This is a genomic window from Paeniglutamicibacter sulfureus (genome assembly GCF_039535115.1).
In the GTDB taxonomy this organism is placed as follows: Bacteria; Actinomycetota; Actinomycetes; order Actinomycetales; family Micrococcaceae; genus Paeniglutamicibacter; species Paeniglutamicibacter sulfureus.
Genome location: NZ_BAAAWO010000001.1, coordinates 741,267 through 760,688, shown reverse-complemented (window position 1 = coordinate 760,688; position 19,422 = coordinate 741,267). Strand labels below are relative to the sequence as shown.

The window sequence follows — 19,422 nt, the reverse complement described above, 5'->3', positions numbered from 1 at the left end:
GGTGGAATCGGCGTTCTGGGTGTTGGTGCGGTAGCCACCCCATGGGGAACGGTGGCGGCGAAGTCAGCCAGCCGGCTCAGGGATTCCGACATGCCCAGACCGTATCGGGCTGCATTTATCCAGCCGCCGGTCTTGCGTCCGTACTCGGTGGGCATCGACCCGGCCGACGGAGCCAAGGTCGAGAACTATGTGGTGACCCAAATGGCGGGAACGGCCAAAATCCTTCCGCGCCTTTCAACACCGATCCTGGGCTACAACGGAATTTTCCCTGGCCCCACCATCGAGGTGGAACGCGGTACCAAGACCACTTTGACGGTTAAGAACAAGCTTCCGGCGACCCACCCCACCCACGGGCACGTGCTTGCCACCTCAACACACCTGCATGGTTCGGCTTCGCTTCCGCAATATGACGGCTACGCCAGCGACGTCACCATGCCTGGTTTCCAAAAAAAGTACTATTTTCCCAATTTCCAGCCGGCACGAACGTTGTGGTATCACGACCACGGCGTGCACTACACGGCCCAGAATGCCTATTCAGGGCTGGCCGCACAGTACCGAATCCACGATCCGCAGGAACGCGGACTGCTTCCGCAGGGAGAATTCGACGTGGGCCTGACCATTACGGATGCCATGTTCGCTGCAAACGGTGCCATGGGATACGACGACAACACACACTCGGGCCTTTGGGGCGATGTCATTCTCGTCAACGGCGTTCCGTGGCCGGTGATGAAAGTGAAACGGCGCATCTACAGGTTTCGGGTGCTCAACGCCAGCATTTCCCGGTCGCTGCGGCTGGCACTCAGTACCAACGACGCCATGACCATGGTGGCCACCGACGGGGGACTAATGCCCGCACCCGTCACCGTCACATCGTGGCGCCACGGCGGCGCAGAGCGGTACGAGGTACTGATCGACTTCTCCAAGTACAAAGTGGGCCAGCGAGTCGAACTGCGCAACCTGTCCAACAAGAACAATGTTGACTACGACAACACCAACAAGGTCATGGCCTTTGATGTAGTGAGCGACCCGGTGGATAAAAGTGACACGACGTGGAACACGGTACCCACCGTACTTGCCCCGAACACTGACGTGATGGGCCTGACCAAGGGGATGGTTGAGCAGAAGCGATACATGCGGGTTGCGCGGGATGACAAGACAAACCTGTGGACCATCGGGGGATCAAGCTGGGCCGAGGTGATCGCGAGCGGTTACCAGAAAGTTTTCGCCCAGGTAGCGATGGATAGCGTGGAGGAATGGGAAATTGAGAACAAGTCGGGCGGTTGGTTCCACCCGGTACATATCCATCTGGTCGACTTCAAGATCATTAGCCGAAACGGCAAGGCTCCGATGCCGTACGAAGCGGGGCCCAAGGACGTTGTCTACGTGGGGGAGGGCGAGAAGGTGAAGGTACTCATGCGTTTTGGACCACACAAGGGCCGATACATGGTGCACTGCCACAACCTTCCCCACGAGGACCACGACATGATGACGCAATTTCGGGTCGCGCTGAACGCCAATGAGGTCGATGAGCATGATCCGATGACCGCTGCACGCCCGGAATGGGACAACGACTGATGTCCAGACCCGGACTACCAAGGCGCCGCCGTCTCGTGATCCACGCGGCGGCGGCACTTTTTGTAGTGCTGGTCTTGGGTAGGATATTCCTTCTCGAGCCGATCACGATCGCCTCGGACAGTATGAGCCCGCAGGTCAGCGAGGGCGCCCACGCCCTGTTGCTCAAGACCCCCGCGACAACGACCGGACCGAACACGGATGACCTAGTGGTATTCAGTGCTCCCGATGATGGAACGATTAGCTTGAAGCGGGTCATTGCCGTGGCGGGGCAGGAAATCGCGATCATCGACGGTGTTGTATATGTTGACGGCGTGCGCCGACTGGAACCCGATATCGACCCCAAAGCCATCGATGCAACGTATTTCGGGCCAATTCTTGTTGAGCCGAACACGGTATTTGTGCTGGGCGACAATCGGGGCCCCTCGATTGATTCGCGCGACTACGGTGCCGTACCCCTGGGAAATATGCGCGGTCGCATCCTGCACGTATGGAACTAGCCCGGCCTAGAGATTTGAGTGATGGGCGGTTCCGAGCGCAAGGCGCAGCTGCCCCGGTCCCTCTAGAACCAGCTGTATTGCCTTGTTGGGAATCTCAAAGATGAACGTCACCTGCAAATTTTCGCCCAGCGAGATGATTGCCGACTGCTGGCTGGCCCATAATGGTTCCGCCCTGAAACCGACGATTTCCCCAACGGCGAAGTCTGTTGATTCGAACCGCACGCCTGATGCCTTGCTGGCAGTCAGCTCCAGAAGAACCCGTACGCGATGACCGCCGGAGGCAATCGGCGACTTTAGCGTCGCAACGGGCTCCGGAGGCTTCCAGGAATCCGTTTCCAAGGGGATGATCCCGTGGATCCGCGCCAGTCCGCCGTCCAGTGACCCTAGAGCGCCCAACGGCGTGGCGGGCACGTCCGGGGGTCTGAGCAGTCTCGCAGCTCCGACTCCCACCCCGGCTGTTGCCAAGGCCGCCAACGGAACAAGGGCAAAGACAGTGCGTCGCGACGGGCGCCGTTTGTCCTGGGCCGGGGGTCCATCCTGATTTATGGCCTGATCGATGCTCATGCCTCGATGGTTGCCGATCAACCATGGGGAAACCCTGATGGACACTTGGGTCGTCCGTCCCCGAGTCATCTGGGCGGGCCTGAAAGTGTTCTCCAGCGTGTCCGTGAATGACTTTGGCGCAAAGCAAGGCAGATTCTTGGCGCCAGACGTGATTCCCGCAACAAGTTGCCATCTGCAAAGCCGAATTGGCCCTCCGGTGTTACGTTGCCCGTTCATGCTCGGCAACGCCCTGCCCGGGGAATGAGACACTCTTCGCGTCCCTTTCAGATTTACCATGGGCAATAAGGCCGGCCCCATGAACACCAGGAGAAGCAATGTCACACGCACCCAGCGAAGCGACCATGGCGGAAATCGCGAAGCTGATCGGCTTCGACACCACAAGCCGGGACAGTAACTTGCCCCTGATTGACTACGTTGTCGGGCGCCTTGATGCCCTCGGGATAGATTCATCGCTGGTCCACAACGCCGAGGGCAACAAAGCCAATCTTCTGGCAACCATCCCGGCCGCCGACGGCACCCGCAACGGAGGCATCGTGCTTTCGGGACACACCGATGTCGTTCCGGTCGACGGCCAAACCTGGAGCAGCGACCCGTTTGTCCCGGAAATCCGGGACGGCAAGCTCTACGCCCGGGGCACCTGTGACATGAAGACCTTTGTCGCCGTGATCATGGCCAAGCTCGAGAGCATCGCCCGGGCAAAGCTGGACGAACCCATTCACCTGGCCTTTTCCTACGACGAGGAAGTGGGTTGCATCGGGGCGGTTGACCTGGTCGCCGCCATCACCGAGGCAGGTTTGAAGCCGCGCGGCTGCATCGTGGGGGAGCCCACCAGCATGCGCGTAGTCCGTGGCCACAAGTCGGTGAACGTCATTCGCGTCGATTTCCATGGCGTCGCAGCCCACTCGTCCCTGACCACCCAGGGCGTCAATGCAATCTCCGCCGCCGCCGAATTCACCGCCTTCGTCGATTCGGCAGCACGGGACTTCGCCCAGGATGGCCCCTTCGACGATGCCTTCATCGTCCCGCACACGACTACGACGGTAAACCAGATCGAGGGCGGCATCGCGGTCAACACGATCCCGGCTGTTTGCACCCTCCACTTCGAGTTCCGCTCGATCGCGGACGACGATCCCATCGAGCTCATCGAGCGTTTCCGCCTCGAGGCCAAGCGCATCGAAACGGCCATGCAGGAGCGGAACCCGGAAGCACATGTCGAATTTGAGGTCCTGGCCAAGACACCGGGTCTGGATACCCCGGAGGAAGCGGGAATCGTCGCCCTGGCAGCCCAGCTGGGCGGCACCGCTAGCCCGGACAAGGCCACCTACGGCACCGAGGCCGGACTGTTCTTCAACGCCGGCATCCCCACGGTGGTGTGCGGTCCCGGCGACATTGCCCAGGCCCATGCCCCGGACGAGTTCATCGCACTTGACCAGATCGTCCAGTGCGAGGCATTCATCGACAACCTGATCGTGGCGCTCAGCGCCTGACCGCGCCGCAGCCCGAGCCCGGTCCTTCACCAACCCCCAAGGAGAAAAACATGGCCAACACCCAAGTGGCCACCCCAGCGCAGCTTTCGGCTGCCAGAAAGGCAGTGGTCAGTTCTTCGATTGGCGCCGCCTTGGAGTGGTTCGACATCATCGTCTACGCGACCTTCGCCGTGGTAATCGCGGAGAACTTCTACCCGGAGTCTGACGGGACCTTCGCCCTTGTGCTCACCTTCGCAACCTTTGCGCTGTCCTACGTCATCAGGCCGCTGGGCGGAATGATCCTGGGCAGCTATGCCGACCGCAAGGGGCGGAAGAATGCACTGACGCTGACACTCATGCTGATGATGGTCGGTACGCTCATCATGGCGGTGGCCCCGACCTACGCCCAGGTAGGCGTGTGGGGTGCGGTGATCATCCTGGTCTCGCGGCTGATCCAGGGCTTCTCCGCCGGCGGCGAGTTCGGCACGGCAACGGCCTTCCTGATTGAAACCGCTCCAAACAAGAAGGCCTTCTACTCGTCGTGGCAGGTCGCCAGCCAGGGCGCATCCATGCTGCTGGCCTCGGCCTTCGGCTATGGCTTGACGCAGTGGCTCTCCGAGGAGGACCTGTACAGCTGGGGCTGGCGGGTACCGTTCTTCGTCGGGCTGCTGATCGGCCCGGTTGGTCTTTACATCCGTGCCAAGCTGGATGAAACCGAGGAGTTCATGCAAAGCGAGAAGGAGCACGCTCCGTTGAAGGCCCTGGTGGTCAACCACTACGGCCGGCTGCTGGCCGGTTCGGCTGTCATCGGCGTCGCCACCATTTCGGTCTACATGATCCTGTACATGCCGACCTTTGCCGTGACCAACCTGGGGATCCCTGCCACCGCTGCTTTCCTTGGCGGCGTCGTTGCGGGTCTTATCGTGCTGATCGGGGTCCCGTTTGTCGGGCATCTTGCAGACAGGGTCGGCCCGGCCAAAGTCATGACCTATGCGGCCGTCGGGGCGCTCTTGCTGGCCTGGCCGTTGTTCCAGCTGATGGTCAGCAACCCGACCGTGCCGGTCATGGTGATTGTCATTGCGCTCCTCGGAGTGATCATGGCCTTCTACTTCGGCCCGATGCCGGCGCTGCTGTCGGCCTTGTTCCCGGCAGCCATCCGCGGAACTGGGCTCGCCGTCACCTACAACGTCGGAGTCACCCTGCTCGGAGGCATCGCGCCCCTCGTGCTCACGTGGCTGTTGAGCATCACGGGTTCCCTGAACGCCCCGAGTCTCTACTACATGGCGATTGCCGTCATTTCCCTCGTGGGTCTCTACTTCGTGCGTAAACGCTACGCGCAGGCGTAGCCAAGGGGGAGGTCCGGCCGCCGGATAGTTCCCTTGGGTACCGTCTGGTGGCCTCGGGCCTGCGCTGGACCGGCTTGTCCGGTTCACGCGATTCGGACGCGCGATTTGCCAAGTCAGGGATGTCTGTATTAGATTATCTTCTTGTTGCAACGCACTCGATCGGAAATATTCCGGGAAAGTGCTTGTTCCAGGGGCCTTTAGCTCAGCTGGTAGAGCGTCACGTTTACACCGTGAATGTCATCGGTTCGATCCCGGTAGGGCCCACACGCAAGATCCCTCGAGGGAATGACGTAAGTCGATTCCCTCGAGGGATCTTTTCGTTAAGCCAAAACATAGCCGGCAATGCGGGCGAACGCTCGAATGCAAAAGTGCTTCGCGGCCCCAGACTTGTCTCGGGGCCACGAAGCACTTGTATTGGGTCGAAGGACTGATTATTTGTCTGTAACGTCCTTGGCAGCATCCTTGACGTGTTCCCCGGCCTGCTTGGCCCTTGCCGCCGCCTGATCCTTGATGCCCTCGGCCTGCAACCGTTCGTTATCCGTTGCGTCGCCAAGTTTTTCCTTGGCTTGGCCGGCGACTTCCTGTGCCTTGTTGCTGATCTTGTCTCCGAGTCCCATGGTGGAATTCCCTTCGTTGATCTTGCCTGGACTCGTTCCACGCTATTAAGTCAACCTTGGCATTAGCTGGGAGCCACGGGGTGTGAACGGAAAGCCAGCTCCGCGGCCTTGGGGCCAGGCCCGTGCATCGGCATGTCGGCGCTGATTTTCGCAGACGGAGTACGTTCCGAATGGACTCGGGAAAACACTCGGTTGACACTCGGATGGGCGAGGCCTAGTCTGTATAAATCAGATTTATGTCCGATATCACCATGTTATGTAGGACATTACTTTTGGATCCACGATGGAGTGACGATGAACAGCCTTGCCAACCCGCCCATGATCGTTATGGGAGTTTCTGGATGCGGTAAATCCACGGTGGGCAAGATGCTTGCGGAGGAACTCGGTGCGACGTTCACTGACGGCGACGATCTTCACCCCGCGTCCAACAAGGAAAAGATGGCTGCGGGCCATCCGCTGGATGACGCCGATCGCCAGCCGTGGCTCGCGACCATTGGCCACGCACTTTCCAGAAGTTCCAAAAGCGGCACCCCTGCGATCATCGCGTGTTCCGCACTCAAGCGCAGCTATCGCGACCTGCTGCGTGCCCATGAGCCAGCCACGCTCTTCATCCACCTGCGCGGCCCTGCCGACCTCATCCAGAACCGGCTTGACGAACGCAGCCATGAATACATGCCCTCGACCCTGCTCACCTCGCAATTGAACGCGCTCGAGGCCATCGAAGCTGACGAAGCCGCCATCGAAGTGGACATCAGCCATAGCCCGGAAGACATTGTGGCCCTCGTGGCCAATAACTTGAACTACAAGTAACATCCGGAACCGACCGGTTCCACCCCCATCACCCGACATCCTTATACCTCCGAAGGACAATGATGACCGACGAGTTAGTCATGAACTGGACGCTGGGCACACCTGCGCTCCTCTCCATTGCCGTGGGCGCAATCCTGCTGCTGCTTTTGTTCATTATCAAATGGCGCATCCATGCATTCGTTGCACTCGTGGTCATCTCGCTGCTGACCGCAGTTGCCACCGGCATCCCGGTGGCAGCGGTGATTCCGACCCTCACCGGCGGATTCGGCGGGACGCTGGCCTCCGTCGCACTGCTGGTCGGCCTGGGTGCCATGCTCGGGCGCATGCTCGAGACAAGTGGCGGAGCCGAGGTGCTGACCAATGCGTTGATCAACAAGTTCGGCGAGAAGCGCGCACCGCTGGCGCTGTCCATCGCCTCGCTGCTCTTCGGATTCCCGATCTTCTTCGACGCCGGCCTGGTCGTCATGCTGCCAATCATCTTCACGGTGGCACGCCGCCTGGGTGGCTCCTTCCTGGGCTACGCCTTCCCGGCAGCCACCGCATTCTCCGTCATGCACATCTTCGTGCCGCCGCACCCGGGCCCGGTCGCCGCCTCCGGCCTGCTCGAGGCCAATGTCGGCCTGGTCCTGCTGCTGGGCCTCGTCGTCGCCCTGCCAACCTGGTTCTTCGCAGGCCACTTGTTCGGCAAGTATGTGGGACGGAAGTTCAACATCGCCATCCCGGACATCCTGGCCGGCACCGCCCAGGAGCAGCACGACTTCGCCTCCACGCCGAAGCTGGGCACCGTCGTGACCCTGTTGCTGCTGCCGCTGGTCCTGATCTTCATGAACACCGGCCTGAACACCCTTGCCTCAGCCGGAATCGTGGACAGCCAGGCACAGTGGGTCCAGATCCTGCGCCTGGTCGGCGAGACGCCGGTCGCCCTGCTGATCACCGTGTTGCTGGGCATGTACCTGCTGGGCTACAAGCAGAACAAGGACAAGACACTCATCGAGACCGTCGTCGACTCGGCACTTGGCCCGGTGTGCTCGATCATCCTGATCACCGGCGCCGGCGGCATGTTCGGCGCGGTGCTGCGCGCCAGCGGCATCGGCGACGCGGTTGCCGATTCACTCGACGCCCTCGGCCTGCCGATCATCGTCGCCGGCTTCATCATCGCCGCCGTGGTGCGCGTCGCCCAGGGTTCGGCCACCGTCGCGCTGACCACTGCCGCCGCCATCGTCCAGCCCGTGGTGGTGGGCAACGCGGACCTGAACCAGATTGAGGTCGTGGCCATCGTGCTGGCTCTGGCCGCAGGCTCTGTCTTCGCCGGCCACGTCAACGACTCCGGCTTCTGGTTGGTCAGCCGGTTCTTCGGGATGGACGTCAAGACGACGCTGAAGGTCTGGACCGTGGGCCAGGCGCTAGTCGGCGTGATCGGCTTTGCCATCGCGTACCTGATCTTCGCCCTCGCAGCCGCGTTCTAGTCCCGCAGCTCTTCGAACAACACCCAGGGAAGGAATCCACATGGGCAGCAACCTCTTTGACCTGACCGGGCGTATCGCGCTGGTCACGGGATCCTCGCGCGGCATCGGGAGGGAACTTGCCGCGGGCCTGGCCGACGCCGGGGCCACGATCGTGCTCCACGGCCGCAAGGCCGAGACACTGGCGGCCACGGCCGCCGAGTTCGAGGCCCGCTACGGAGCGGACCGCATCTTCTCCTACGCGTTCGACGTGACCGACGCGGACGCCGTGGCCCGGAACATCGAGGCCATCGAGGCCGAGGTCGGCCCGCTGCGGATCCTGGTGAACAACGCGGGCATCCAGCACCGCGTGCCGATGCTGGAGCTTGATGTCGCCGACTGGCAGCGCGTGCTCGACACCAACCTGACCAGCGCCTTCCTGGTGGGCCGCGAGGCAGCGCGGGGCATGCTTCAGCGCGGCGAGGGCAAGATCATCAACATCTGCTCCGTGCAGACGGACCTGGCCCGGCCCACCATCTCCGCCTACACCGCGGCCAAGGGCGGGCTGCGCAACCTGACCCGGGCCATGACCGCCGAGTGGGCGTCCGGCGGGCTCCAGGTCAACGGCATCGCCCCGGGTTACATCCACACCGAGATGACGCAGAACCTGGTGGACGATCGAGACTTCAACTCCTGGATCCTGGGCCGCACCCCGGCCGGGCGCTGGGGCACCGTAGCCGACCTGGCCGGTCCCGCCGTGTGGCTGGCCTCGGACGGATCCAACTACGTCAACGGCCAGACCATCTTCATCGACGGAGGCATGACAGTTGTCGTCTAGCACCCCTGCAACCGCTGTGGTGGCCCATGCCGCCGGCGACCTTAGGGTTGAGGCCATCGAGGTCCCCGCGCCGGCTTCGCACGAGGCGCAGATCGCCATCGCCTACGGCGGCATCTGCGGATCGGACCTGCACTACTGGATGCACGGGGCGGCGGGGGAGTCCATCCTCAAGGCGCCCATGGTCCTGGGCCACGAAATCGTCGGCACGGTCCTCGCCGCGGCCGCCGATGGAACCGGCCCCGCGGCCGGCACCCGCATCGCGGTGCACCCCGCCACCCCCGGCGGTTCCGGCGCACGCTACCCCGAGGAGAGGCCCAACCTCTCCCCGGGCTGCACCTATCTGGGCTCCGCCGCACGGTACCCGCACACCGAGGGTGCCTTTGCCACAGCTGTGAACCTGCCCTCGCGGATGCTGCGGGAACTGCCGGCGGGGCTTGCGCTGCGCGATGCCGCCTTGGCCGAACCCGCCGCCGTGGCCTGGCACGCTGTCTCCCGCGCCGGCGGGGTTGCCGGCAAGCGGGTCATGGTCATTGGCGCCGGTCCCATCGGCGTGCTGGCCGTTGCGGTGCTCAAGCGGGCAGGTGCCGCTCAAATCATCGCGGTGGACATGTTTGATCGCCCGCTGGAAATCGCCACGGCAGCCGGCGCGACCACCACCTTGAAGGCCGATGACGTCGACGCCATCGCCGAGATCGAGGCCGACGTGGTCATCGAGGCCAGCGGAAACCACCGCGGCTTGGCCTCGGCGATTCGCGGCACGGTCCGGGGAGGGCGCATCGTCATGGTCGGTCTGCTGCCCTCGGGCGAGCAGCCGGCACTGATCTCGCTGGCCATCACCCGTGAGCTCGAACTGGTCGGTTCCTTCCGCTTCAACGACGAGATCGATGAGGTGCTGGGCGCACTTGCGGACGGCACACTGGACGTCTCGGCCGTCGTCACCCACGAATTCGGTGTCGACCAGGCCCTTGCCGCCTTCGCCGTGGCGAAGGACTCCGCTGTATCCGGTAAGGTCCTGCTGAAGTTCTAACCGCTGCTTTCACCCGGTCAGCTTTCGACATACCGCAAAAAACATAGGCGCTCCGCCAGACTCCCATAGGGGATCCGGCGGAGCGCCTTTCGCTTGCGGGTCTTAGGCCTGGGGCTGCGGGAAGAGTCGCGGCCGATCCGCCCACACGCCGCAGATCTCCTGATTGGTGCGGCGCATGATCAGCTCCATGGATTCCCGCGCCCGGTGTGGCTCGCGGGCGGAAATCGCGTCGGCGACCGCCTGGTGCCAGGCCAGCGCTTCTTCGTGGGGGTGCTCGGGCATCAAGCCAAGTTCGGTGCGTCCCCGCAGCGTCTCGCCGATCGGATTGGCCAGGTTCGCAAACATCTCATTGCCCGAGGCCGCCAACACCAGCGCGTGGAAGCGGATGTCCAGCTCCAGGAACGACGCCAGGTCCCCGGAACGGCCGGCATGGCGCATCCGGGCCGCCAGGTTCAGCAACTCGCCGCAAAATTCCGGCGGCGCGTGCTCTGCCGCGAGTTCGGCTGCCATGGGTTCAACGGCCACGCGAAGCTCGGTCAGGGAGCGCAATTGCGCGCCCTGACCGTCGCCGGCCAGGCGCCAGCGGATGACCAGCGGGTCAAAGGGGTTCCAGTGCTCGGGGGCCAACACCCGGATCCCGACGCGCTTGGTGGAAACCACCAGGCCGGCCGAGGCCAAAACGCGTACGGCCTCGCGAACGACCGACCGGGAGACCCCCAGCTCGCCCTCCAACTCGGATGCCAGGATCACGTCGCCGGCGGGAATGGATCCGTCGACAATGCGGCTTCCGAGATGGTCGACGGCTCGTTGGTGCAGGCTATTGGGCATAAGCCAATCCTATCGGGAATCAACTGCACAAATTTCCCAGTGAACAGGCAAAAAGCCACGTGTTTCCGGGGCAACAAATGGCAACGAGGCGTGTTCTTCTGGCCATGGAGACGCCAGACAAACTAAAGTGGACAGAAGTCACGGAGCCGTGCCCGGCGCTCCTTCGTGCCGGTATTCGCCCGGCCCAGCAAAATCGCAACGATGGAGACTTCATGCCTGCACAGATTGGCGTCACCGGCCTAGCCGTCATGGGCGCAAACCTCGCCCGCAACTTCGCCCGCAACGGATACACCGTGGCGCTGCACAACCGCTCGGTCGCCAAGACCGACGCATTGCTGGCCGCGCACGGCGACGAGGGCGACTTCATCCGCACCGAGACCCTGGCCGAACTCGTCCAGAACCTTGAGACCCCGCGCCGCGTGCTGATCATGGTCAAGGCCGGCGGCCCCGTCGACTCGGTCATCGATTCGCTTATCCCGCTGCTCGAGGCGGGCGACATCATCATCGATGGCGGCAACTCCAACTTCGTGGACACCCGCCGCCGCGAGGCCGCACTGGCCGAAAAGGGCCTGCACTTCGTGGGCGTCGGCGTCTCCGGCGGCGAGGAGGGCGCCCTGCTGGGCCCCTCGATCATGCCGGGCGGTTCGAAGCAGTCCTACGACGCCCTGGGCCCGATGCTGGAAAAGATCTCCGCCAAGGCCGTCGACGGCGCTCCGTGCTGCGCCTGGATCTCCACCGACGGCGCCGGGCACTTCGTGAAGATGGTGCACAACGGCATCGAATACGCCGACATGCAGGTCATCGGCGAGGCCTACGATCTGCTGCGCACCGGCGCCGGCATCGAGCCGGCGGCCCAGGCAGCGATCTTCGAGGAATGGAACAAGGGCGAACTCGCCTCCTTCCTCATCGAAATCACCGCCGAGGTGCTGGCCCACACGGACGCGAAGACCGGCAAGCCGCTGGTTGACGTGATCGTCGACTCCGCCGGACAGAAGGGCACCGGCCGCTGGACCGTGCAGTCGGCCCTGGACCTGGGCTCCCCGACCTCGGCCATCGCCGAATCCGTGTTCGCCCGTGGCCTGTCCTCGCAGCGCGAGATGCGCGCCATCGGCCAGGAGGTCCTGGCGGGCCACGAGGTCGCCGTGGAACTGGGCGAAAACTTCGTCGAAGACGTGCGCCAGGCACTCTTCGCCTCCAAGCTGGTGTCCTACGCCCAGGGCCTGGACATGCTCACCAGCGCCGGCAAGGAATACAACTGGGAGCTGAAGCTCGACGAGATCGCCTCGCTGTGGCGCGAGGGCTGCATCATCCGTGCGGCTCTGCTTGCAGACATCACCAAGGCCTACGCAGCGGATGAGAAGCCTGCAAACCTGCTCTTCGCCCCCGCCTTCTCCGAGGCCATCGCCGCTGCCCTTCCGGCCTGGCGCCGCGTGGTGTCCACCGCCGTCCAGCTGGGCGTGCCGGTGCCGGTGTTCTCCGCCTCGCTGGCCTACTACGACGGCCTGCGCCGCAAGCGCCTGCCGGCAGCGTTGACCCAGGGCCTGCGCGACCTCTTCGGTGCGCACACCTACAACCGCGTCGACACCGCCGGCTCGTTCCACACCCAGTGGAGCGGCGACAAGACCGAAATCGAAGCCGAAGACACCCACTAGTCGACACGCGCTTCACCACCACGAGGTGGTGCCACCCGGAATACCGGTGGCACCACCTCGTGGTTTTTTGCGGGCATGTCCGCCGCCCGGAGACGCAAAAAACGGTGCCGGTGCCGCCCCCAAGGGGACCGGCTCCGACACCGCAACTTGTTCGATCAGGCCAGCCCTAGATCCACATGGCCGGATCGATGTATTCGGCCGGATCCACGGCCGGCTTGTGTTCCTCGGCGGTGCGCGGGCGGTTCTTCGCCGGCATGCCGGTGATGATGGAATCCGCCGGGGCATCCTTGACCACCACGGCGTTGGCGCCGATGGCGGAATCCGCGCCGATCACAATCGGGCCCAGCACCTTGGCGCCGGCCCCGATGACCACACGGTCACCGATGGTCGGGTGGCGCTTGACCTTGGCCAGCGAGCGCCCGCCGAGGGTCACCCCGTGGTAGATCATCACGTCGTCGCCGATCTCGGCGGTCTCCCCGATGACCACGCCCATGCCGTGGTCGATGAAGAACCGCCGGCCGATGGTGGCTCCCGGGTGGATCTCGATCCCGGTGAGGAATCGGCCGGCCTGGGAGAGCAGGCGCGCAGGAAAGCGCGTCCTGGGATTCTGCCACAGCCGGTGGGTCAGCCGGTGGATCCAGATCGCATGGAGGCCCGAGTACGCCAGGAAGTTCTCGGCCTGCCCGCGGGCGGCGGGATCATGCGCACTTGCCCCGCGCAAGTCTTCGGCTAGTCGGGAAAAGAATCTCAAACCTTGGCCTTTGTTTGTGCGGCGATCCGGCTGTTGGCCGGAAAGCTGCGGGTGAAGCCCGAAGCGGTGCCGGTCGGGGCGTGTGGTTTCCTGCGCGCCCCAACCGACACCGACCGGATCGGCAGTCTTAGCCACGGATGTCGTCGAAGAGCAGCGTGGAGATGTAACGTTCGCCGAAGTCGGGGATCACGGCGACGATGAGCTTGCCGGCGTTTTCCTCGCGCTTGGCGATTTCCAGGGCCCCCCAGACGGCGGCGCCGCCGGAGATGCCGCCGAGGATGCCTTCCTGCGTCCCCAGCGCGCGGGCAATGGCGACCGAGTCGTCGATCGAGGCGTCAAGCACCTCGTCGTACAGCTCGGTGTCCAGCACCTCGGGGATGAAGTTCGCTCCCAGGCCCTGGATCTTGTGCGGGCCCGGCTTGCCGCCGTTGAGGATCGCCGAATCCTTCGGCTCGACCGCGATGACCTGCAGGCCAGGCTTCTGCTCCTTGAGGAAGCGGCCGGCACCGGTGATGGTGCCGCCGGTGCCGATGCCGGCCACGAAGATGTCGATTTCGCCCTCGGTGTCGTTCCAGATCTCAGGACCGGTGGTCGCTGCATGCACCTCCGGGTTGGCGGCGTTGGCGAACTGCTGCGCCCAGATGGCGTTGTCGGTGGTGGCGACGATTTCCTTGGCCTTTTCCACGGCGCCGCGCATGCCTTCGGAACCCGGGGTCAAGACGATCTCCGCGCCGAAGGCCCGCAGCATCACGCGGCGCTCGGTGCTCATCGTCTCGGGCATGGTCAGCACCACCTTGTAGCCGCGGGCCGCTCCCACCATGGCCAGGGCGATTCCGGTGTTGCCGGAGGTGCCCTCGACGATGGTGCCGCCCGGGCGCAGGTCCCCGGAGGCCTCGGCGGCGTCAACGATGGCAACGCCAATGCGGTCCTTGACCGAGTTGGCCGGGTTGTAGAACTCCAGCTTCACGGCGATGTTGCCCGGCAGCCCGGCACCCAGTCGGTTCAGGCGCACCAGCGGGGTGCGGCCAACAATTTGCGTGACGTCGTTGTAGATCTTCGACATGGTGTCCTTTGTCCTTGGGTGTGGGAGCGGAATGGGCCGTTCAGGCACGGTCCCGTCGGGCAGTGACGCGCCGGGAACCTCAGGTACAAGCCTAGTCAGGACCGCTCGGCGGCGGGTTCCTCGAGCCATGTTGCGTAATATTTCCTGGCCTTGGCCAGTTTCGGGTCGATGATGACCCGGCAGTACCCCTCTTCGGGGAAGCGGTTGTAGTAGTCCTGGTGGATTCCCTCGGCCACGAAAAAGTCACCCGGGACCTCGAAAGCCGTCACCAGCGGATCGGGGTAGAGCTCCCCGAACTTCAGCGCGCTTTCGCGGAAAATCGACTCCTGCGCGGCGTCAAGCGGGTACATCGCCGAGCGGTACTGGGTGCCGACGTCGTAGCCCTGGCGGTTGAGCGTCGTGGGGTCGTGGGTGGTGAAAAACATGTCGAGTATGACCTCGTCCGGAACGACGGCGGGGTCGAATGTTACGGCAACGGCCTCGGCGTGTCCGGTGTTTCCGCCGCAGACCGAGCGGTAGTTCGGGGCGGGGTCGGAACCGCCGGTGTATCCGGACACCACCGCGTGGACCCCGCGCGTGCGCTGGTAGACGGCATCGAGGCACCAAAAACAGCCGCCGGCCAGCACAAAGGTGGTCAGCTCCTGACCGGCGGGACCCCGGGTCGTGGGAGAAAAGCGGATCGGTGTGCTGGAAATCGAGAAATCGTTCACATCTACACTCAAGCACAGGCACCGCCAATTCATTCCCGCGGTCCCGATGCCGCCGCCTGCTGGTCACGGCACAGGCGCAAATTGCGGTCAGCACATGAGGGCATTCGGGGCCGATCCGGATACGGTAGATGCATGCAGAGCAATAAGCAGCAGCCTCACGGCATGCGTATCGTCTCCGGGCCGGGATCGGCCGACCAGGAAAGCGCCGGCACCGCCCATACGGAGGCAAATCCCGCCGCCCCCGGCGCCGTGGCGGCCGCATCGCCGACGTCGAGCATGCCCACGACCGCACCCGGCAACGATTCTCCCCTCGATTCCGCCGCGGCGGGCACAGGCGCAGCGGGGCAGGCCGTGGCTTCCGGGAACGCCTCGACCGCCGCGCCTGCCCGGTTCGGCACCGAGACCGAAGAACCGGCATCCGGCCAGATGGAAGCCATGCTGTCCACTCCCACCCTCGGACAGGTGCTGGTTGCCGTCGAGGAACTCTGGCCCGCTTCGCTGGCCGAGGAATGGGACACCGTCGGACCCGTGGTCGGGCGCCCCGAACGCGAAGTCAAGCGGATCATGTTCGCCGTCGATCCCACCCTTGAGGTGGTGGCCGACGCGGTTTCCCGCGGCACCGACCTGCTGATCACCCACCACCCGCTGCTGCTGCGCCCGGTCAACTCCGTGGCCGCCACCGGGTTCAAGGGGGAGGCGGTGCACCTGCTCATCGAATCCGGCTGCGCGCTGGTCACCGCCCACACCAACGCGGACTCGGCCATCGGCGGGGTCTCCGACGTGCTGGCCGACATCTTTGGCCTGACCCAGACGCAACCGCTGGCACCCTCTAGGGACGGGCTGCCCGAGGAAGGCATCGGCCGGGTCGGCATGCTGCCCGAACCGCTGCAGTTGCACGAGTTCGCCTCCCGTGTCTTCTCCGCGATGCCCTCGGTGGCCGGCGGAGTGCGCGTGGCCGGGGACCGCTCAGGGATCGTGCGCAAGGTCGCCGTGTGTGGCGGGGCGGGGGATTCGCTCTTCGATGCCGTCCGTGCCGCCGAGGCCGATGTCTACGTGACCGCCGATTTGCGCCACCACCCCGCATCCGAGGCCCGCGAGGCCGCATTGAACGGCAAGCCCTACCTCATCGACGTTTCCCACTTTGCTTCCGAGTGGCTGTGGCTGCCCACCGCAGCCGACGCGCTGAAGAACGTCCTGCACGATTTGGGACACGATGTGGAGGTCGGCGTCTCGGCCATCAACACCGATCCCTGGGACTTCATTCTCACCCCGTAACCGGTCGAGCCCACCCACCTGCCTCGATGCGGTGCGCGCCCACCACACCCGGATTTCCCGGGCAGGGAGCGTGCACCGCATCTTTTGCATCCGCGCCGTTCGTACCCGCTTAAACGGCCGCGGGGTTATCCACAGAGCCCATCCCGGCGCTGGCGGGCACCGATGTCAGGGGAGCACCATGGATCCCATGGACACACCGGCCGGCATCATCGACTCGGCCCTCGCCGCACTCGGCGGGGCTTTGGGGACGGGCACCGGAGCATCTTCCGGTCCCGGCACCGCCGTCGATCCACTGCGGCTGTTGGCCGCCGTCGACTTGGTCGCCCGCCGCCTGCTGGAGCAGGGGGCCGCCTCCGCGGCCGGCTCCCCGGTCCGGGCCGCCGCGTTGGCGCAACTGGCCGAACGCCTCTTCCGCACCGGGTCCTACGGGCAGGTCCTGGCCGCCGGCACCTGCGAGGCCGCCGAGGTGCACACCCTTACCGAAGCGCCGCTGGCCGAAACGAACCAGGTGCTGAAAGACGCGGCCGGCTTTGCCGCCGGCACCAGCGGCCTGCCGGCGGATGCAGTGACCGGCCCCGATCGAAAGCCCCTGCATCGCGACACCGCCGAGTTCCTCAAGAACCAACTGCACCTGAGTTATTTCCAGGCCTCCCACCGCGTTAGCACCCACGCCCGGCTTTTGGAGCACAAGGGCCCGGACGGCACCACGCTGCCGCCGACCTTCCCGCAGCTGGGCCGGGCGCTGGCCGGCGGTTCCTCGGATCCAAAGATCCTGGCCAACACAGCGGCGAAGCTCGTCGCGCTGGCACCGTCCCTGGAGGCGCAACCGGATCCGGAGAAGGCCCGCACCGCGCTGGAGGAGCAAGTTGCCCGCACCCTGCACACCGCCGACGAGGCCGCGGTAGGCAGGCTCCTGAAGCAGGTAGCCATCGACCTTGAACACACCAGCGTCGAGGGGCAGGAGGCCGCAAGGGCCCGATTCGAGGGGCTGCGCTTTCGCTGCCACAAACCCGCCGGGTACATCTGGGAGCTCACCACGGATGCCGAGGGCCACGAAATGCTCTGCACCCTGGCCGACGACCTGAACAATCCCCGTACCGACTCCGGCACTCCAGCCACCCCGGAAACCGTCTCCCGGCCGGCACTCTTTGACGAGGCGGCAATCCCGGGCACGGCAAACGGCGCCGAAGCCATTGAACGCGCCGAGGACGCCGAAGACGCTTCCGAGATTCCCGCCTGGGCCGTCAACCCCGATGTCCCCGCCGGGCAGCGCCCCCGGGCCGGATTCAACGATGTCGGCAAGCCACTGCCATGCGCCAACCCTTACGGCCTGCCCGAGAACGACCGATACCCCGGCGAGACCCGAGACGAAGCCAACGCCAGGCGCCGCGCCCAACGCCTCTCGGGTGCACTTCTCGAGGCCCTGCGCTCCTGGATGGACCCCGCGGCCGCGCAGCCCGGGATGCCGTTGAACTCCCGCGTCGAATTGTTGGTCATGATCGACTATGCCGCGCTCACCGGGGCCCTGGAAACCGCCGGGTTCACCAGCCACGGGCAGTACATCTCCGCCGCCGCTGCCCGCCGCCTGGCCTGCAACGCCGGGATTACCCCGGTGGTCATGGGTGGGGAGGGCCAGCCCCTGGATGTGGGCCGACGCAAACGCTTCTTCACCAAGGGCCAGAGGCGCGCCATCGCCGCCCGCGACCGAGGCTGCGCCAACCCCGGCTGTTCCATGCCCGTCCACCGCTGCGAGGCCCACCACCTCAAGTCCTTCTCCGAAGGCGGAAAGACAGAAGTCAGTAACGGTTTGTTGCTCTGCATCCGGTGCCACACCGCCTTCCACGCGGGGCACTTCGGCATCCGGGTCGTAGCCGGCATTCCACATGTCGTCCTTCCCGCATCGCGCGACCCGCTCCAAAGACCCAGGCGGAACTGGGTCTTCCATCCCGAAGCCGCAGCCGCCTGATACTCCACTCCCGCCACAAGGCGAGCCTCCCGCGATGCCGTGACGCCTGCCGCCGCACCTCCCGACCGTGCCCGGGCGGTGCCAGCCTCGCCATCGACAGATTCCGGCGGGTCACAATCACCACGAAGTTCCCCGACTGACTAGGGTTGTGCCTAGGCGATCTCTGATCGCCCAGGCATACCAGGAACGGCAGCGCCACGGCGCGCACAGCGGAGGACACCATGGCAAAGGCAGCACCGGCGGAACAGCTTCGACTCTTGGACGTGGCAGCGCTCGATTCGCAGGCCACCAAGCTCACCCGCCAGATCGCCGAGGCCACCGCGGATGCACAACTTGCCGCGGCCCAGGTTGCCCTCGAGGAGGCCCGAGCCGCACAGGACGAGGTGCAGATCGAGGTCGACGCCGCAGCGGCAGCACTCAAGGAATCCGAGTTGGCCGTGGAAAAGGTCGTGGCCCACATCGGCAAGGACCAGAAGCGCATCGATGCCGGCGCCGGTACGCACCAAGACCTGATGGCGCTGTCACACGAAATCGACTCGCTCACCGTCCGTCGAAACGACCTTGAAGACACCGAGCTTGAGCTCATGTCGGCTCTCGAGGAGGTGCAGGAGCGGGCCGCGGAGGCGCAGGCCCGTACTGCCACCCGAGCCGACGAGCACGCGAAGCACCTGGCGCGCCGCGATGCCGCCGTTGCCTTGCTGCAGGACCAGCTTGCCGAATCCCGGGACGCCCGCGCCAGGCTGGTGGCCACCTTCGATGAAGCACTCATCGCCATCTACGAGAGGTTGCGCACCCGCAACGGCATCGGCGCGGCCCGCCTCTTCCACGGCACCTCCGAGGCCAGCGGCATTGCTCTGTCCGCGGGCGACCTGGGGGAAATCAAGGCTGCGCCGGCCGATGAGCTGGTCTTCTGCCCCGACACCGGAGCCATCCTGGTGCGCAGTGAAGAATGGGGAGCATAGGCCACCCCGCGGCCCATGTCCGTGAGAGTGCGC

General features: G+C 64.9%; 18 protein-coding genes and 1 tRNA gene. 13 read left to right on the top strand and 6 right to left on the bottom strand.

Translation table 11 applies throughout. The annotated features are described in order from the left end of the window. The first annotated feature begins 90 nt into the window (after positions 1-90). Positions 91-1,575, top strand: coding sequence for a multicopper oxidase family protein (locus tag ABD687_RS03455; RefSeq protein WP_310287225.1), 1,485 nt, complete (start codon positions 91-93; stop codon positions 1,573-1,575). A gap of 35 nt (positions 1,576-1,610) precedes the next feature. Further along, positions 1,611-2,072, top strand: a complete 462-nt coding sequence (gene lepB / locus ABD687_RS03450) for a signal peptidase I (RefSeq protein ID WP_310287227.1) — start codon at positions 1,611-1,613, stop codon at positions 2,070-2,072. Positions 2,073-2,078: 6 nt separating this feature from the next. Here lepB and ABD687_RS03445 read toward each other — a convergent pair whose 3' ends face one another. Further along, the gene (locus ABD687_RS03445) at positions 2,079-2,411 is read right to left on the bottom strand and encodes a hypothetical protein (RefSeq protein WP_310287230.1); all 333 of its coding nucleotides are present in this window, start codon (positions 2,409-2,411) and stop codon (positions 2,079-2,081) included. A 539-nt stretch (positions 2,412-2,950) separates the two neighbouring features. On the opposite strand from ABD687_RS03445, the gene argE reads away from it, so the two are divergent. The 3 genes from argE to ABD687_RS03430 all read left to right on the top strand — a co-directional run bounded on the left by argE (position 2,951) and on the right by ABD687_RS03430 (position 5,712). Next, positions 2,951-4,123 (top strand): acetylornithine deacetylase, encoded by a 1,173-nt coding sequence (gene argE / locus ABD687_RS03440; protein ID WP_310287233.1) that lies wholly within the window; start codon positions 2,951-2,953, stop codon positions 4,121-4,123. Between the two features lie 50 nt (positions 4,124-4,173). Continuing rightward, complete coding sequence (locus ABD687_RS03435; RefSeq protein ID WP_302266014.1) at positions 4,174-5,448, top strand: MFS transporter; 1,275 nt, start codon at positions 4,174-4,176, stop codon at positions 5,446-5,448. A gap of 191 nt (positions 5,449-5,639) precedes the next feature. Further along, positions 5,640-5,712, top strand: a tRNA-Val gene (locus tag ABD687_RS03430). Positions 5,713-5,879: 167 nt separating this feature from the next. On the opposite strand, the gene ABD687_RS03425 is transcribed toward ABD687_RS03430, so the two are convergent. Beyond that, a complete protein-coding gene (locus ABD687_RS03425) occupies positions 5,880-6,065 on the bottom strand; it encodes a CsbD family protein (protein WP_264269670.1) in 186 nt (61 codons plus the stop codon). Between the two features lie 294 nt (positions 6,066-6,359). On the opposite strand from ABD687_RS03425, the gene ABD687_RS03420 reads away from it, so the two are divergent. From ABD687_RS03420 to ABD687_RS03405, 4 genes are all read left to right on the top strand, one after another. Beyond that, the gene (locus ABD687_RS03420) at positions 6,360-6,875 is read left to right on the top strand and encodes a gluconokinase (protein WP_264269669.1); all 516 of its coding nucleotides are present in this window, start codon (positions 6,360-6,362) and stop codon (positions 6,873-6,875) included. 62 nt (positions 6,876-6,937) lie between these two features. Beyond that, on the top strand, positions 6,938-8,341 hold the full coding sequence (locus ABD687_RS03415; protein WP_310287236.1) for a GntP family permease: 1,404 nt from the start codon (positions 6,938-6,940) through the stop codon (positions 8,339-8,341). Between the two features lie 40 nt (positions 8,342-8,381). Next, complete coding sequence (locus tag ABD687_RS03410) at positions 8,382-9,155, top strand: SDR family oxidoreductase (protein ID WP_310287238.1); 774 nt, start codon at positions 8,382-8,384, stop codon at positions 9,153-9,155. Next, positions 9,145-10,182 carry an L-idonate 5-dehydrogenase gene (locus tag ABD687_RS03405; RefSeq protein WP_310287240.1) on the top strand — a complete coding sequence of 346 codons (1,038 nt, stop codon included), beginning with the start codon at positions 9,145-9,147 and terminating at the stop codon, positions 10,180-10,182. The genes ABD687_RS03410 and ABD687_RS03405 overlap by 11 nt, the downstream gene beginning before the upstream one ends. Positions 10,183-10,284: 102 nt before the next feature. On the opposite strand, the gene ABD687_RS03400 is transcribed toward ABD687_RS03405, so the two are convergent. Then, entirely contained in the window at positions 10,285-11,010 is a 726-nt protein-coding gene (locus ABD687_RS03400) for a FadR/GntR family transcriptional regulator (protein WP_302266018.1), read from the bottom strand. 212 nt (positions 11,011-11,222) lie between these two features. Here ABD687_RS03400 and gndA point away from each other — a divergent pair, with 212 nt between their 5' ends. Further along, the gene (gndA, locus tag ABD687_RS03395) at positions 11,223-12,662 is read left to right on the top strand and encodes an NADP-dependent phosphogluconate dehydrogenase (RefSeq protein WP_310287242.1); all 1,440 of its coding nucleotides are present in this window, start codon (positions 11,223-11,225) and stop codon (positions 12,660-12,662) included. Between the two features lie 166 nt (positions 12,663-12,828). Here gndA and epsC read toward each other — a convergent pair whose 3' ends face one another. From epsC to msrA, 3 genes are all read right to left on the bottom strand, one after another. Beyond that, positions 12,829-13,413 (bottom strand): serine O-acetyltransferase EpsC, encoded by a 585-nt coding sequence (gene epsC / locus ABD687_RS03390; RefSeq protein ID WP_264269663.1) that lies wholly within the window; start codon positions 13,411-13,413, stop codon positions 12,829-12,831. A 127-nt stretch (positions 13,414-13,540) separates the two neighbouring features. Beyond that, on the bottom strand, positions 13,541-14,476 hold the full coding sequence (gene cysK, locus ABD687_RS03385) for a cysteine synthase A (RefSeq protein WP_264269662.1): 936 nt from the start codon (positions 14,474-14,476) through the stop codon (positions 13,541-13,543). A 95-nt stretch (positions 14,477-14,571) separates the two neighbouring features. Then, the gene (gene msrA, locus ABD687_RS03380) at positions 14,572-15,114 is read right to left on the bottom strand and encodes a peptide-methionine (S)-S-oxide reductase MsrA (RefSeq protein WP_302266458.1); all 543 of its coding nucleotides are present in this window, start codon (positions 15,112-15,114) and stop codon (positions 14,572-14,574) included. A 204-nt stretch (positions 15,115-15,318) separates the two neighbouring features. Between msrA and ABD687_RS03375 the strand changes: the two genes are divergently transcribed. The 3 genes from ABD687_RS03375 to ABD687_RS03365 all read left to right on the top strand — a co-directional run bounded on the left by ABD687_RS03375 (position 15,319) and on the right by ABD687_RS03365 (position 19,389). Beyond that, the gene (locus ABD687_RS03375; protein WP_377700391.1) at positions 15,319-16,461 is read left to right on the top strand and encodes a Nif3-like dinuclear metal center hexameric protein; all 1,143 of its coding nucleotides are present in this window, start codon (positions 15,319-15,321) and stop codon (positions 16,459-16,461) included. Between the two features lie 187 nt (positions 16,462-16,648). Beyond that, positions 16,649-18,427, top strand: a complete 1,779-nt coding sequence (locus ABD687_RS03370) for an HNH endonuclease signature motif containing protein (RefSeq protein ID WP_310287245.1) — start codon at positions 16,649-16,651, stop codon at positions 18,425-18,427. 221 nt (positions 18,428-18,648) lie between these two features. Then, entirely contained in the window at positions 18,649-19,389 is a 741-nt protein-coding gene (locus ABD687_RS03365; RefSeq protein WP_264269660.1) for a zinc ribbon domain-containing protein, read from the top strand. The last annotated feature ends 33 nt before the right edge of the window (positions 19,390-19,422 follow it).